This window comes from Achromobacter mucicolens (genome assembly GCF_029866465.1).
In the GTDB taxonomy this organism is placed as follows: domain Bacteria; phylum Pseudomonadota; class Gammaproteobacteria; order Burkholderiales; family Burkholderiaceae_B; genus Achromobacter; species Achromobacter mucicolens.
Genome location: NZ_CP123364.1, coordinates 4,588,952 through 4,602,836, shown reverse-complemented (window position 1 = coordinate 4,602,836; position 13,885 = coordinate 4,588,952). Strand labels below are relative to the sequence as shown.

10 protein-coding genes are annotated in these 13,885 nt (G+C 66.7%); all 10 read right to left on the bottom strand.

The window, feature by feature from the left end; genetic code table 11:
- Positions 1–11: 11 nt before the first annotated feature.
- The 10 genes from QEP15_RS21095 to QEP15_RS21050 all read right to left on the bottom strand — a co-directional run bounded on the left by QEP15_RS21095 (position 12) and on the right by QEP15_RS21050 (position 13,620).
- On the bottom strand, positions 12–716 hold the full coding sequence (locus QEP15_RS21095; RefSeq protein ID WP_280148000.1) for an ABC transporter ATP-binding protein: 705 nt from the start codon (positions 714–716) through the stop codon (positions 12–14).
- The gene (locus tag QEP15_RS21090; RefSeq protein ID WP_056325776.1) at positions 700–1,434 is read right to left on the bottom strand and encodes an ATP-binding cassette domain-containing protein; all 735 of its coding nucleotides are present in this window, start codon (positions 1,432–1,434) and stop codon (positions 700–702) included. The genes QEP15_RS21095 and QEP15_RS21090 overlap by 17 nt, the downstream gene beginning before the upstream one ends.
- Positions 1,431–2,423, bottom strand: a complete 993-nt coding sequence (locus QEP15_RS21085; protein WP_152382512.1) for an ABC transporter permease subunit — start codon at positions 2,421–2,423, stop codon at positions 1,431–1,433. Before QEP15_RS21085 ends, QEP15_RS21090 begins: the two co-directional genes overlap by 4 nt.
- Positions 2,423–3,292: an ABC transporter permease subunit gene (locus QEP15_RS21080; protein ID WP_056325781.1), complete on the bottom strand. Its 870-nt coding sequence runs from the start codon at positions 3,290–3,292 to the stop codon at positions 2,423–2,425. Before QEP15_RS21080 ends, QEP15_RS21085 begins: the two co-directional genes overlap by 1 nt.
- A 7-nt stretch (positions 3,293–3,299) precedes the next feature.
- Positions 3,300–4,541 (bottom strand): urea ABC transporter substrate-binding protein, encoded by a 1,242-nt coding sequence (locus QEP15_RS21075; protein ID WP_142053405.1) that lies wholly within the window; start codon positions 4,539–4,541, stop codon positions 3,300–3,302.
- Positions 4,542–4,864: 323 nt separating this feature from the next.
- Complete coding sequence (locus tag QEP15_RS21070; protein WP_152382511.1) at positions 4,865–5,416, bottom strand: cytochrome b; 552 nt, start codon at positions 5,414–5,416, stop codon at positions 4,865–4,867.
- A gap of 15 nt (positions 5,417–5,431) precedes the next feature.
- A complete protein-coding gene (locus tag QEP15_RS21065) occupies positions 5,432–6,418 on the bottom strand; it encodes a cation diffusion facilitator family transporter (protein ID WP_063955135.1) in 987 nt (328 codons plus the stop codon).
- Between the two features lie 119 nt (positions 6,419–6,537).
- On the bottom strand, positions 6,538–8,088 hold the full coding sequence (locus QEP15_RS21060) for a cryptochrome/photolyase family protein (protein ID WP_280147999.1): 1,551 nt from the start codon (positions 8,086–8,088) through the stop codon (positions 6,538–6,540).
- Positions 8,089–8,104: 16 nt separating this feature from the next.
- Positions 8,105–8,713 carry a lipocalin family protein gene (locus tag QEP15_RS21055; RefSeq protein ID WP_152382509.1) on the bottom strand — a complete coding sequence of 203 codons (609 nt, stop codon included), beginning with the start codon at positions 8,711–8,713 and terminating at the stop codon, positions 8,105–8,107.
- Positions 8,714–8,874: 161 nt separating this feature from the next.
- On the bottom strand, positions 8,875–13,620 hold the full coding sequence (locus QEP15_RS21050; RefSeq protein WP_483069188.1) for an autotransporter domain-containing protein: 4,746 nt from the start codon (positions 13,618–13,620) through the stop codon (positions 8,875–8,877).
- Positions 13,621–13,885 lie beyond the last annotated feature (265 nt).

Sequence of the window (13,885 nt, the reverse complement as noted above, 5' to 3'; positions counted from 1 at the left end):
TGGATTCCGTATCAGGATTGCAGACCGCCGTAACGCCGGGCGATCTCTGGGGCAGTGGTGGTGGCGGTGGGAACGTCGGCGATCAGCTCGCCTTTTTCCAGCACCAGAATGCGGTCGGATAACGCGCACAGGAAGTCGATGTCCTGTTCGACCAGCAGGATCGCGATGCCATGCGAGGCGCGCAGCGTCTGCAAGGCCTCGACGATCTCATCGCAGATAGACGGCTGGATGCCTTCGGTGGGTTCGTCCAGCAGCATCAGCCTGGGCTCGCCGCACAGGCAGCGGGCCAGCGCCAGCAATTGCTGTTCGCCGCCCGACAGGCTGCCGCCGGGGCGATCGAGCAGACGTTGCAGACGCGGAAAGACCTTCAACACCGAGGCGATCATGGCATCGGCGCCGCGCAGATTCTTCACGCAGCCCATGCGCAGGTTTTCGGCCACGCTCAGCGCTGGGAAGATCTGCCGGCCTTGCGGCACGAAGCCCAGGCCCTGGCGGGCGCGCGCATGCGGGGCAAGCGCGCCGATCTTCCGGTCGGCCAGCGTCAGGTCGCCGCCGGTCAGGGGCAGCTCGCCCATCAAGGTGCGCAGCAACGTGGTCTTGCCCATGCCGTTGCGGCCCAGAATGCCGGTGAATTCCCCGGCGGCCATGCTGAAGCTCACGCCATGCAGCACCGGGATGCGGCCGTACCCGGCCTTCAGGTCACGCGCCTGGAGCATGTGTCTCTCCTTGCTTGCCCAGATAGGCGGCACGCACTTCGGCATGCGCCATGATGTCGTCGAAGCTGCCTTCGGCCAGCACTTCGCCCTGGTTGAATACCGTGATGCGGCCGGCGATCAGCCGGATAAAGGCCATGTCGTGCTCGACCACGACCACGGTGCTGTGGCGGTTGATGGCGCCAATCAGGTCGGCGGTCTTGCGCACCTCCTGGTGCGTCATGCCGGCTGCCGGTTCGTCCAGCAGCACCAGCTCGGGCCGCGACGCCAGGATCATGCCAAGCTCGACCCATTGCCGTTGGCCGTGGGCCAGCGCGTTGACCGGCGTGCCGGCCACAGCGTCCAGGCCGATTTCCGCCAGCACCTGGGCGGCAATCTCGGCCGGCACGCCCTGCGCGCGCCGCGCCGCGGCCAGGCGCAGGTTCTCGCGCACGTCCAGCCCTTCGAACACGCTGGGCACCTGGGTCTTGATGCCGATGCCCAAACGCGCCACTTCGTGCGTGGCCAGCCCGCGCAGGGGGCGCCCTTTGAAGCGGATCTCGCCGCGGCTGGGCTGCAACTGGCCCGACAGCATCTTGAAGAACGTGCTTTTGCCGGCGCCGTTGGGGCCGATCAGGCAGCGCACTTCACCGCGTTCCAGCCGGAAATCGACCTCCCTGACGGCGTGCACGCCACCGAAGCTCACGCCCAGGCCCTGGGTTTCCAACAGCAGCGTGCTCATGCTTGCTCCTTGGCCGGCCGCACCACGCGGCGGCACGCGTCGAGCACCGTCGGGGCCAGGCCGCGCGGGATCAACAGAACGAAGAGAATCAGGATGACGCCCAGCACCAGTCCGGTGTCGACGGTGTGCTGCGCGCCCAGTTGCGTGACCATGGCTTGCAGCGCCACGCAGGCGATGATGGGGCCGATCAGCGTGCCCCGGCCGCCGACGATCACCCAGATGATGATCTGCGCCGACTGCGACAGGCCGAACACGCCAGGGCTGACGAAGGCGCCCCAGTTGGCGTAGAGCATGCCGGCAAGGCCAGCCAGCGCGCCGCCCAGCGTGAACGCGGCCAGCTTGTACAGGCTGGCGTGGTAGCCCAGCAGCAGCGCGCGCTGCTCGTTTTCACGCACGGCGGCGACCACGCGGCCAAAGCGCGAGGCCATGACGACGCGCAGGCCGAAGTACGCCGCGATCAGAATCAGCGCGGCCAGCGTGAACGTGCCTTCGGGCGACAGGGGTTCGGCCGCGCCCGGCAGCGTCAGCGGGGGGATGGACGGAATGCCATTGAATCCGCCCAGCAGCGCCTCGCCGATGCGATAGCTGTCGCCCGAGGTCGAATTCATCAGGTTGAACAGGATCAAGGTCACGGCCAGCGTGATGACGCCCAGATAGACGTCGCTGATCTTGCCGTAGAACATGAAGTAGCCCAGCAGGGCGGCAAAGGCCGCCGGCACGGCGACCGCCACGGCCATCGCGGCCAGACCTGCGCCGAAGTTGAAGGCGCCGATCGCCCAGGCGTACGCGCCCAGGCCAAAGAAGGCGGCCTGCCCGAAGCACAGGATGCCGCCGTGCCCCCAGACGAACGCCAGGCTCAGGGCCAGCAACGCCATGACGAGGTAGACCGTCATGGACAAGAGGCTGAACATGTCGACGACGGTGGGCAACAGGATCGCGGCGGCGACGGCCGCGGCGCCCAGCGCCAGAGAAATCACAGGTACACGCATCAGATCGCTCGCTTGAAGAATCGGCCGGTGATGCCTTGCGGCAGCAGACGGATCAGCACGATGGCGGCCAGCAGCAAGGCCACCTGGCCGTAAACCGGCGTGGCAAGAAAGGTCACGCCCTGGCTGATGGCGCCGAAGAACCCCGATGCGCTTACCGTGCCGGCGATGACGGCGCTGCCGCCGCTGATGACGGTGATGAAGGCCTTGGCGATATAGGCCGCGCCAATGGTCGGGATGACGCCGGTCAGCGGGGCGAGCACGGCGCCCGCCAGACCGGACAGGGCGGCGCCCAGACCGAAGGTCATCTTGTAGACGCCATTGGGGTTCATGCCCAGCGCATTGGCCATCGCGGCGTTCTGCATGCAGGCGCGGGCGCGCAGGCCGAAATCGGTAAAGCGCAACAGGCACCACAGCGCCACCATGACGCCGGCGGCCAGCGCAATCAGAAAGAGCGTGTAGCCGCTTGCCTGGCGCGCGCCGATCGTGATGCCGCCCAGGGGCGACGAAATGCCGACCGTGGTGTTGCCAAAGACCATGGTGGCCAGGCCGATGACGGCCAGCGACAGTCCCCAGGTCGCCAGCATGGTGTCGATCATGCGGCCGTACAGGTGGCGCACCAGCAGGTGTTCGACCAGCACGCCGAAGACGCCGACGATCAAGGGAGCCAGCACCAGCATGGAGATCCAGATCGGCACGCCCCATTGATTGGTGGCAAGGATGGCGACATAGCCGCCCAGCATCATGAACTCGCCGTGGGCGAGGTTGATGATCTTCATCATCCCGAATACCACCGCCAACCCGACGCTCAACAGCGCCAGGATGGCGATCGCACCCAGGATATCGATGGCATAAATGGCAACGAGATCCATGGAACGCTCAGAACTTGATGGCGTATTGACGGTTGTCCGCCGGGTTCTTGATCAGGTCGCAGACGGCCGCGGTATCGCCGGGCTGCTGCTGCGGGAAGCTCTCGACCAGGTTGAGCTTGCGGTCGCGCACTTCGGCGATGTGCACGTCCAGCGTGCAGTGGTGGGTGGCCGGGTCCAGCGACACGCGGCCGCTCGGCGCATCGATGGCGATGCCGGATTCCAGCGCTTCGATGACCTTCATGCGGTCCAGCGAGCCGGCCTTGCGCACGCCTTCGGCCCACAGCATGAAGCCCTGATAGGCGCCCATGGCCAGTTCGGTGATGTAGGGATAGTCGGCGCCGTAGCGGGCATGGAAGCGCTTGACGAAGTCGGCGTTGGCCGCGCCAGGCAGCTCTTGCAGGTAGTTCTGGCAGACCAGGAAGCCGTTGCATTCCTCGGGCGACAGCACGATGTGTTCATTGCCGCCGGCAAAGGTGGTCGAGGCCAGCGGGATCTTGCCCGTCATGCCGGTGGCTTTCCATTGCCGGTAGAACGACATGTGCGCGCCGCCCACAAGACCCGACCAGATGAAGTCGGGCGAGGCGGCCTGGATCTTGGAAATGGCGGCGCCGAAATCGGTCACATCCAGCGGGAAGAATTCCGTGGCGACGGTCTTGCCGCCCACGTCGGCCGCGTATTTGCGCACCCAGTTGGACACGATCTGGCCGTAGTTGTAGTCGGCGGCCACGATGTACACCTTCTTGCCCCAGTGCTTGACGGCGTAGGGGGCGAGCTTTTGCACGGTCTGCGCAGGCGTCACGCCGGCCGCGAAGTAGTTGCGGTCGCAGACGCCGCCTTCGTACTGGTTGTTGTAGAAATACAGGGTCCGATAACGGTTGAGCACCGGGCGCACGACCTCGCGCGAGGCCGACGTGATGCCGGCGTGGACCACGGCGGCCTTGTCGCGCAGCGCGGCCTGCTGCGCGAACTGCGCATACAGCTGCATGTTCGATTGCGCGTCATAGGCGATGAAGTTGATCTGCCTGTCCAGCAGGCCGCCCTTGGCATTGATTTCCTCGGCTGCGAATCGCAGCGCGTCCATCACCGGCTTGCCGTAGATGTCCAGGCCCCCCGACAGATCGTAGATGGCGGCGACGTTGATTTTTTCCTCGCCAGCCGCAAAGGCGCGCGAGCCCGCCAGCCCCATCAGGGTGGCGGAGGCGGCGGTGGCAGCGGTGGACGAGAGGAACTGGCGGCGGTTCATGCTCATGTTGATGGCCCCTTGAGCGCTCGCGGCGCGCACGGTCTGGCGCCCGGCGCAAAGTGCAGGGACGAGCAGAGGCCGACGCCGAAAGTCGCGTAGACGTGTATAGGTGTGTGGGTATGCCGAGAACCCGGCAGGATGTCGACGCCGTTGTCGACGAGAAAAACTGAGCGGCCTTGCGGGCAGTTGCGCCTTTGGAACTTGCCGAGCCGGCCTTCAATGCGTGAAGGCAGGGCAAATTCTAGGGGAAGGGCAAAGTCCAGGCTAGCCCCGGGATTTCCCTAGGGGCTAGCGCACGTTCGGCGTTTCGCGTTGCGTTGGGCCTGGCGTTAGCGGCGTCCCGGCAGCATGCGCGCCAGCGTATTGTCCTGCAGGATGTAGTGGTGAAACAGCGCCGCGGCGGCGTGCATGCCCACCAGAAAGTAGCCGGCCGTCGCCAGGGTTTCATGCAGTTCCTTCAGCTGGCTTGCCAGCGCCTTGTCCGCGCCCACCAAGGCGGGCACCTCAAGGCCAAAGAACGGAATGGTTTTACCGCCCGCGCTAAGCGTCAGCCACCCAAGAATGGGGGTGGCGATCATGAACGCATACAGGGCGTAGTGCATCAGCCGCGCGAGCACGTCCTGCCAACGCGGCATCGGCGGCCGGACGGCAGGCGCGGCGCCAGCGGCCACGCGGATGGCCAGCCGCAAGGCAACCAGCCCGATCACGCACAGCCCCAGCGAGAAATGCAGCGCCTTGACGTTGTTGTAGAGATCGGTGCCTTTCGTGGCCAGGCCGCGCAGTTCCATACAGGCGTAGACCAGCGCCAGCACGATGAGCATGAGCCAGTGCAGCGCAATGACGAGGCCGCCAAACTGTGTATCGGTGTTCTTGATTGCCATGAGGTTTCCTTATTTTCAGGACTGCTGCTGAATAGCGGGCGTGATGCCGGACGCACCTTGATCGGAACTTGCCGGCGCGCCGGTGCGCCGCCAGGGGTCGACGTGGGTCATCAGGTTCAATACACGGTGCCGCTGCATGACCCGGTGGCGGGCCTCGACCGCGATCTTGTGGCCTTCGTCCACGGTCAACGCCGCGTCGATTTCCAGGTGGGCATCGGCCAGGATCATGTCGCCCATTTTTCGGGTCCGCAGGTCATGCACGCCTTGAACGCCGGCGGTATCCAGCAAGGTCCGGCGTATGGCTGCGGTTTCGTCTTCGTCGGCCGCACGGTCCATCAGATCGTGCAGGGCATCCCAGCCAAAATTCCAGCCCATTCTTGCCACCATGAATCCCACGATGGCGGCGGCCACGGGATCCAGGATCGGGTAGCCGAGCAGGTTGCCGACGATGCCGATGCCGACCACCAACGAGGAAGCGGCATCCGAGCGCGCGTGCCAGGCATTGGCCACCAGCATGCTGGACTTCACGCGCTTGGCCACAGCCAGCATGTAGCGGAACAGGAGTTCCTTGGCGACCAGGGCGATGCCCACCACCCACAGGGCAATGCCATGCACCTGCGGGATCGCGCCGGGCTGCTCCAGTTTGCTGATTGCCGCCCAGAGCATGCCGCCGCCCACGAGCAGCAGCAAGATGCCCAGCGCGAACGACGCCGCGGTCTCGTAGCGGTAATGCCCATAGTGATGACCGGCATCGGCTTCCTTCTGGCTATGCCGGTTGGCAAGCAGCACGATGAAGTCTGCGACCAGATCGGACAAGGAGTGGATGCCGTCGGCGATCAACCCCTGGGATTTCGAGAATATGCCCAGGATGATCTGGGCGGTCGCAAGCGCCACATTGACGCCCACGCTGACCCATGTGCTGCGGGAGGCGGCGGCAGCGCGCTCTGCCGGCGTGTGTTCGTTATCTTCGGGGGCGTCGGGCGCGGGCCGAAGGGGTGTCATGGGTACAGCTCCGATGCTTGGTGTTTGCGATGGGGTATTTGGGCGCCCAGCATAGCGGCCCGACCTTAACGCAGGATGAATGCCGCCGGAATGATTCGCGCTCTGGCGTTAAGCCAGTCTTACAGGCCTTCCAGGCGCGTCAACGTCAGCGCCGCCTGCTCGCGCAACGCGGCCTGCGCTTCCTCGGGAAGGTCCTGCCATCGCCGGTACACCATGGCAAGTCGCCGGTTGTCCTCAAGCTGCGATTGGTGGCGAGCAAAAAAATCCCAGTACAGGGCGTTGAACGGACAGGCTCGCTCGCCCGTCTTCTGCTTCTTGTCGTACGGACACGCGTGGCAGTAGTCGCTCATCTTGTCGATGTATGACGCGCTGCTGACATAGGGTTTGGTGCCCAGCAAGCCCCCGTCGGCAAACTGGCTCATCCCCACCGTGTTGGGCAGCTCGACCCATTCGAACGCGTCGATGTAGACGCCCAGATACCAACGGTGCACCTCGGCAGGGTCCAGGCCGGCCAACAGCGCGAAGTTGCCGATGACCATCAGGCGCTGGATATGGTGCGCGTAGGCGTTCTCCAGCGAATTGCCGATGGCGTCGCTCATGCAGCGCATGCGGGTCTGCCCGGTCCAGAACCAGGCCGGCAGCGGGCGCGTGTGCCCCAACGCGTTGCGCGTCTCGTACCCCGGCATGTGCGCCCAATACACGCCACGAACATACTCGCGCCATCCCAGAATCTGCCGGATGAAGCCTTCAACGGCCGCCAAGGGAGCGTGTCCCGTTTCGTAGGCGGCCTGCGCCTGACGCACCAGCTCGCCGGGGTGCAGCATCTTGGTGTTCAGGGCGAACGACAACTGCGAGTGAAAAAGGCGCGGATTGCCCGCGCTCATGGCGTCTTCGTAGGCCCCGAAGTTGGGCAGCGTGTGCTGGATGAAATGGTCCAGCCATGCAAGCGCCTGCGCGCGATTCAGCGGCCAGCGGAACTGATCGGCCTGCGGATTTCCAAAGCTCTGCACGCCTGCCTGCTGCACCGTTTCCCACAGCGCGCGATGGTCGTGCACCGGCCGGACGTCGGGCGGCAGCGGCGGGGTGCCGGGCCAGGGCTTGCGGTTGTCGTGATCAAAGTTCCATCGCCCGCCCACTGGCTCGCCAGAGGCATCCATCAATACGCCGTGACGCCGGCGCATGTGGCGGTAGAACGTCTCCATGAGCCAGCTCTTGCGGGGGCCGAAGAACGTGGCCACTTCGTCCCGCGTGGTATGGAAATGCTCGCTGTCGGCCTGCTGCACGGAGAAGGCCTGCGTCGCACTCCAGGCGCCAAGGACTTGGCTGACCCGCCATTCGTCGGGCTGCTGGTAGACCAGTTCGCGGGCGCCGTAGTGCGCCATCAGCGCAGTCAGATTCTGGGTGATGTCCTGCCGGTTACTGGGGTTGTCGATCGCGATATACCTGACGCGATGTCCCGCCTGGCGCAGATGGCGCGCGAAATCGCGCATGGCGGCGAATATCGCCAGGATTTTTTGCGCGTGGTGCAGCACGTAGTCCGTCTCTTGACGCACTTCCATCAGCACATACACCACGTCCGGGTCGGTCCGGGCGAACCAGCTGTGCAGCGGGTTCAGCTGGTCGCCGAGAATCAAGCGCAGGGTGTGCGCGCCAGCGCCCTTGGATGTCATGGCGCGCGACGCGGCATCAGGAAGCCGGTTCCAGCGGCGGCTGTTCGCGGTCCTGGCTGACCCAGATGAACGCGTCTGTGTCCAGGCCCAACGCCTTGGCGCGGCTCAGGATGTCGTCGCGCGTCTGCGCATTCAGTGTCTTGTCGCGCGCGAGGATCCACGCATAGCTGCGATCCGGGCCCACCACCAGGGCCCAGCGATAATCCGGATCCAATGCGGCCACATGGTAGCCGCCATAGAAGGGGCCGAAGAACGACACCTTCAGCGATGCCACCGAGGGGTCTCCCGTGAAGCGGGCCAGCCCCTCTGCCGAACGCCAATCGCCATTCGACCCCTTGGCCGGGTCGAATCCGCGGTTCACGACGCGCACGGTGCCGTCATCCTTAAGCGTGTAGTGCGCGGTGACGTCCGTCATGCCGCGCTCGAAACGGTGGTCCAGCCGCGCGATTTCGAACCAGCGGCCTTCATAACGATGCACGTCGAAGGCGCCGACGGGCGTCACGCCTTTGGGCGGCGTGGTCGCCGCACAGCCATACAACGTCAAGCCCAATAGTCCCAGCGCCACCCACGGCGCGACGCGCCGCAACGGGTGGGTGAAACGACGACCGGCTTCTGCATGGCGCATGGCAAACCTCCGCTGAATTTGAGTCCTGGAAATTATATTTGCGCGGTTTTCGGGCCATGCTTGCGGTTCGGAAAAAATGGAAACAAATCTTGGTTCGCGAGTTTCGGCTCCGCTTCAGTGGGAAAGGTCGCGGCCATCGGCCGCTGAAGTTGAACGTGATTTCAGAACTGATACTCGAACCGCGCATACCCCGCTTGCGCCGACGCGTGACCGGTATTGATCAGCGCGTCGTAGCCCAACGAGATCGACGTGGCCTTTGAGGGGCGAAAACCGATGCTGGCGCCGCCCGTGACGTAGTTGCGTGGCAGCGCGACGCCGGGTGCGGCGAAGCGGGTGCCGTCCTGCGACAGGACGGTGACCTGCCGGCTTGTGCCCATCAGTTCGCGCGCATAGCCCACGCGCAACTGGGCATCGATGGCGCGTTCTCCCTCGCCGAACGTCTTGTCCAGCTTGAGCATCAGGTAGGGCTGAAGACTGCGCGCGGTGTCGGCATCGACGTCCAGGTTCTGCGCGGAGGCGCCGCTTTCGGTAAAGCTTGCGCCCCGGAAGAAGGCGTAGCGCAGCCCGGCGGCGGGCGTCAGCGTGACACTGCCTACGCGCATCGGCACGGCGGCCTGGGTGGCGGCCGAGATTTCGTGCCCGATGTGATCGCCTTGCGCGGTGCCAAACGCGCCAAACGGGCGCTTCTGCGACAGGAAGTCGAGTCCATAGCCGAGCGTTGCGGACACGATGACCGGTCCGAAGTCGCGGCCCCCATAGAGGGCCAGGCGCACGGTGTCGGTGGCGCCGGAGCTGCTTGTCTCGTCTTCGTTGATCGACGTATGCGCATAGCCGCCGGCCAGACCCACGGTGTAGTCGCCGACGCGCCGGTCGGTGCCCGCCAGAAAGCCGAACTGGTTTGCCTTGAAGCCCGGCTGCCCGTCGTCGGCGTGCAGGCGCGTGCTGGATCCGGTGGCCTCGATCCAGGCGCCGCGCGCGGCCGGCTGTGTCTGCGGCGAGGGCACGAAGCGGCCGAGCAGCGTCGCGTTGACCGATTGCGCGCGCATGATCGCCGCCGTGCCAAGCGCGGTGTAGATGCTGGTGTTGGTGGGAGCGACGACCACAGGGCCCGTGGCGTCGGGGGTGAACAACTGCAGGCCGACCTCGTTTGCGCCGTAGGTGACCGATGGCCTGAGCGTGGAAAGATCCGCGCCGGCGGACGTGGTGCTGGTTACCGTGGCAAAGGTGCCGTTGACGCCGTTGGCGGCCGAAAGCAGGGTATAGCGGCGCGCCGTGTAGGTGCCGGGCGCGTAGACGATCGATAGCCCGCCGTCCAGGGTGGCGGCGCCACCGACGCGTAGCAGCGAGCTTTCCAGCGGATTGACCTCGATGGACAGCGTGGCGTTGCTGGCCTGGGTGTAGTTGCCGCCGGCGCTCAACGTGCCGACCGACCCGCCTGGCATGACGATGCCTTGGTTCAAGAGGCTGCCGGCGATCGTGCCGTGACCCTTCAACGTGCCCTGGGCGCCCACGGCCACGTTGCCGCCGAGCAGCGCGGTGTCGTGGTTGGCATCGCCCACGGCCAGCGTGCCGCCGTCCACGCGCGTGAGGCCGGCGAAACCGCTGCTGTCGCCGTTCAGGGTCAGCATGCCGGCGCCTTGTTTGGCGAAGACGCCAGAGCCGTTCAATGCGCCGTCAAACGTGCTGTCGGCCGGCGAATCCAGCGTCAACGTGCTTGTGCCGAGTTGCAGGCGCGTGCCCGTCCCGCCCGCCAACGCGGTCACCCGCTGCGCGCCGGCGCCCGACACATCCAGCGCGGCGCCCGGGCCGGCCAGCACGATGTTCGACGCGGACGACAGGCTGCCCGTGACGGCAAGCGTGCCGCTGTTGATGGTGGTGGCGCCCGTGTAGCTGTTGGCGCCCGCCAGGACCTGCGTGCCGCCGTCAAGCGTCAGGCCGCCCGTGCCGGCAATGGATCCCGAGAAATTGCCGGCGGCGTTGGTCAGCGTAAGCGTGCGCGCGCCGAGCGCCACGTTCCCCGTTCCGCTCAGGCTCGTTGCCGACGCGCCCGCCGCCGTGCCCGAGATATCCAGCGTGCCTTGGTTCGTGATCCCACTGGAGGTTGCGATGCTGCCCGCGCCGTTGATGGCGAGGGTGGCGCCCGGGCTGATCGTGGTTGCGCCGGTATAGGTGTTTGCGCCGGTGAGCGTTTGCGTGCCGCCTCCCACCGTCAGGCCGCCCGTGCCGCCAATGCTGCCGCCGAAGGCGCTCGCCGCGTTGCTGATCGTCAGGGTGCGGCTGCCCAGCGCTACCGCGCCGCTGCCCGTCAACCCCGTGACCGAGGTGCCCGCCGTGGCGCCGGAAATATCGAAGGTGCCGTTGTTGATGACGACATTGGAGGCTGCGACGCTGCCGTTGCCCGTCAGCGCCAGCGTGCCGCCATTGATCGTGGTCGCGCCGCTGTACGTGTGGTTGCCGGTCAGCGTCTGCGTGCTGGCGTTCAGCGTGATCCCGCCCGTTCCGCCAATCGAACCCGCATAGGTGCCCGCCGCGTTCGTCAGCGTCAGGGTGCGCGAGCCAAGCGTGGTAACGCCTGCGCCAGTCAGGGCTTGGACGGAAGCACCCGCCGTGGTGCCGGAAATATCGAAGGTGCCGTTGTTGATGAGCCCGCTGGAGGCCGCGAGGCTGCCATTGCCGGCAAGCGCGAGGGTCGCGCCATTGCCGATGTCGGTCGCGCCGGTGTAGGTGTTGACGCCCGAAAGCGTCTGCGTGCCGCCCGCCACCGTGAAACCACCGGCGCCGCCGATCACGCCGCCGAAGTCGCCAGCGGCGCTGTTCACGGTCAGCGATTGGGAGCCCAGCTCGACGACGCCGGCGCCGGTCAGCGCCTTGACGGAAGCGCCTGCGGTGGTGACGGAGATATCGAACCGGCCATTGTTGATCAGCCCCGACGAGGCCGCGATGCTGCCGTTGCCCGTCAGCGCCAGCGTGCCGCCATTGATCGTGGTCGCGCCGCTGTACGTGTTGTTGCCGGTCAGCGTCTGCGTGCCGGCGTTCAGCGTGATTCCGCCCGTCCCGCCGATGGCGCCTGCATAGGTGCCCGCCGCGTTCGTCAGCGTCAGGGTGCGCGAGCCGAGGGTGGTGGCGCCAGCGCCAGTCAGGGCTTGGACGGAAGCACCCGCCGTGGTGCCGGAAATATCGAAGGTGCCGTTGTTGATGACGCCGCTGGAGGCCGCGAGGCTGCCATTGCCTGCCAGCGCGAGGGTCGCGCCATTGCCGATGTCGGTCGCGCCGGTATAGGTGTTGACGCCCGAGAGTGTCTGGGTGCCGCCCGCCACCGTGAAACCACCGGCGCCGCCGATCACGCCGCTGAAGGCGCCCGCGGCGCTGTTCACGGTCAGGGACTGGGCGCCCAGCGCGATGACGCCGGTGCCAGACAGCGCCTTGAGCGAAGCGCCTGCGGCGGTGGCCGAGATATCGAACCGGCCATTGTTGACCAGCCCCGACGAGGCCGCGATGCTGCCGTTGCCCGTCAGCGCCAGCGTGCCGCTTGTGATTGTCGTGGCGCCCGTGTAGTCGTGGACGGCCGACGTGGACAGCGTGCCGCCCATCGCGGTCATGCCGCCTAGTCCGGAAATGGTGCCTGTCAGCGTGAGGGGGGCCGTGCCGGTGTTGAAGGAGACGGCGGATGCGGCGTCGGTCAGGATTACGGCATTGCCGAGCGATAGACCCTGGTGTGCCGGGTTGATCTCGGCAGAGGCGCCGGCCTCGACGACCAGATCGCCCACCATCGTAGAGCCCGAGAGCAGCGTGAGTGTGTTCCCCGTGCCGCCAAACTGGATGGCAGCCGCGCGCGTGCCGTTGGCGACGCCGCCAACGATGGTGCCGGCATTTGTGATGTAGTTGGAACCGTGCGTGATTACGCCGGCGCCCGCCGCGCCGCCGTTGCTGCCGCCGCCGGTGATGGTTCCGACGTTGGCCAGCGAGCTGAAGGCGCCCACGAGATTGACGCCGGCGCCGCCGTTGCCGCTGCTTCCGTTGCCGCTGGCGCCGGCGCCCCCGTCACCGCCCGCGCCGCCGCCTATCGAGCCGAGGTTGATGACGCTGGAGCTGACGCCAAACATCGCCAGCCCATCGCCACCGCCTCCGCCGCCTCCGCCAAAGCCGCCCGTTCCGCCCGCGCCGCCGGCGCCGCCCTGGATCAACCCGTTCGACGTGATGTTCGTGCCGGTGGTGATCGATATCATCCCGGCGCCGCCACCGCCACCGGCGCCCGCATTGCCGACGACACCATTGGACGTGGCGCCCCCGGCACCTCCGGCGTCGCCGGAGAGGACGGCATTGACACCGATCGTCGCCGCGGTCCCGCCGTAGTACAGCCCGGTGCCCCCACCGCCGCCGCCGCCGCCGAAGTTGGTGCCGTCTGCGCCCACGTCGCCCGCGGTTCCGCCGAAGTTTGTATTTACGGAGACGTTGGTGGACGAGAGCGCCAGGCCGGTGGCACCGCCGGAAGCGTTGCCACCCGCGTCGCCCGCGGCGCCGCTGCCGCCGCTGCCGCTGGCGCCGGGCGCGCCGCCCGGAACCTGCACCGTGACGGTATTGGCATCGAGCTCGCTGGAGCCGCCGCCCTGGCCGTTGCCCGCGCCGCCGTTGCCGCTGCGTGCCGGGTAACCCGCGCCGCCGGACGCGCCGCAGGCGCTGGCATCGCTGGCGGCGCACCCGGCGGCCCACGCGGAAGGAAAGGCGCAAGTCAGGCCGAGCATCAAGGCAATCTGCCCGGCCTGGTGTGCGGCGCGGGGAAGGGAGCGCCGTGGTGTCCTGCAATGCGTCGCGCTGCCTGGGACTGAGGATCTGGATGTGGCGATTTCGGGCGCGACCTGCATCATTTGCAAGGTCTGATTCCAGACGAGCCGATAGCTGCGGTTCATCGTTGCTTTCCCTTTGCGCGCCCATTGGCCGGCCGGCCCGGAGCCGGCATTCGCTGACAACTGACGCAGCGCTTATTCAATCGTGGTGGTGGAGCCGGGCGGCGATCCTCCCGAGAGCTCGGGTACGACAGGTCGACATGCCGCCTACGGCATTCGCATGAGGCGGTCGGACTATATCACCGGGCCGCCGGCCGTCATTCGCGGAATTAAGCCGAATTCTTGAGGTAATTCCAGGCTGGCAGGTTCGCGATGGTCGCATGGCGGC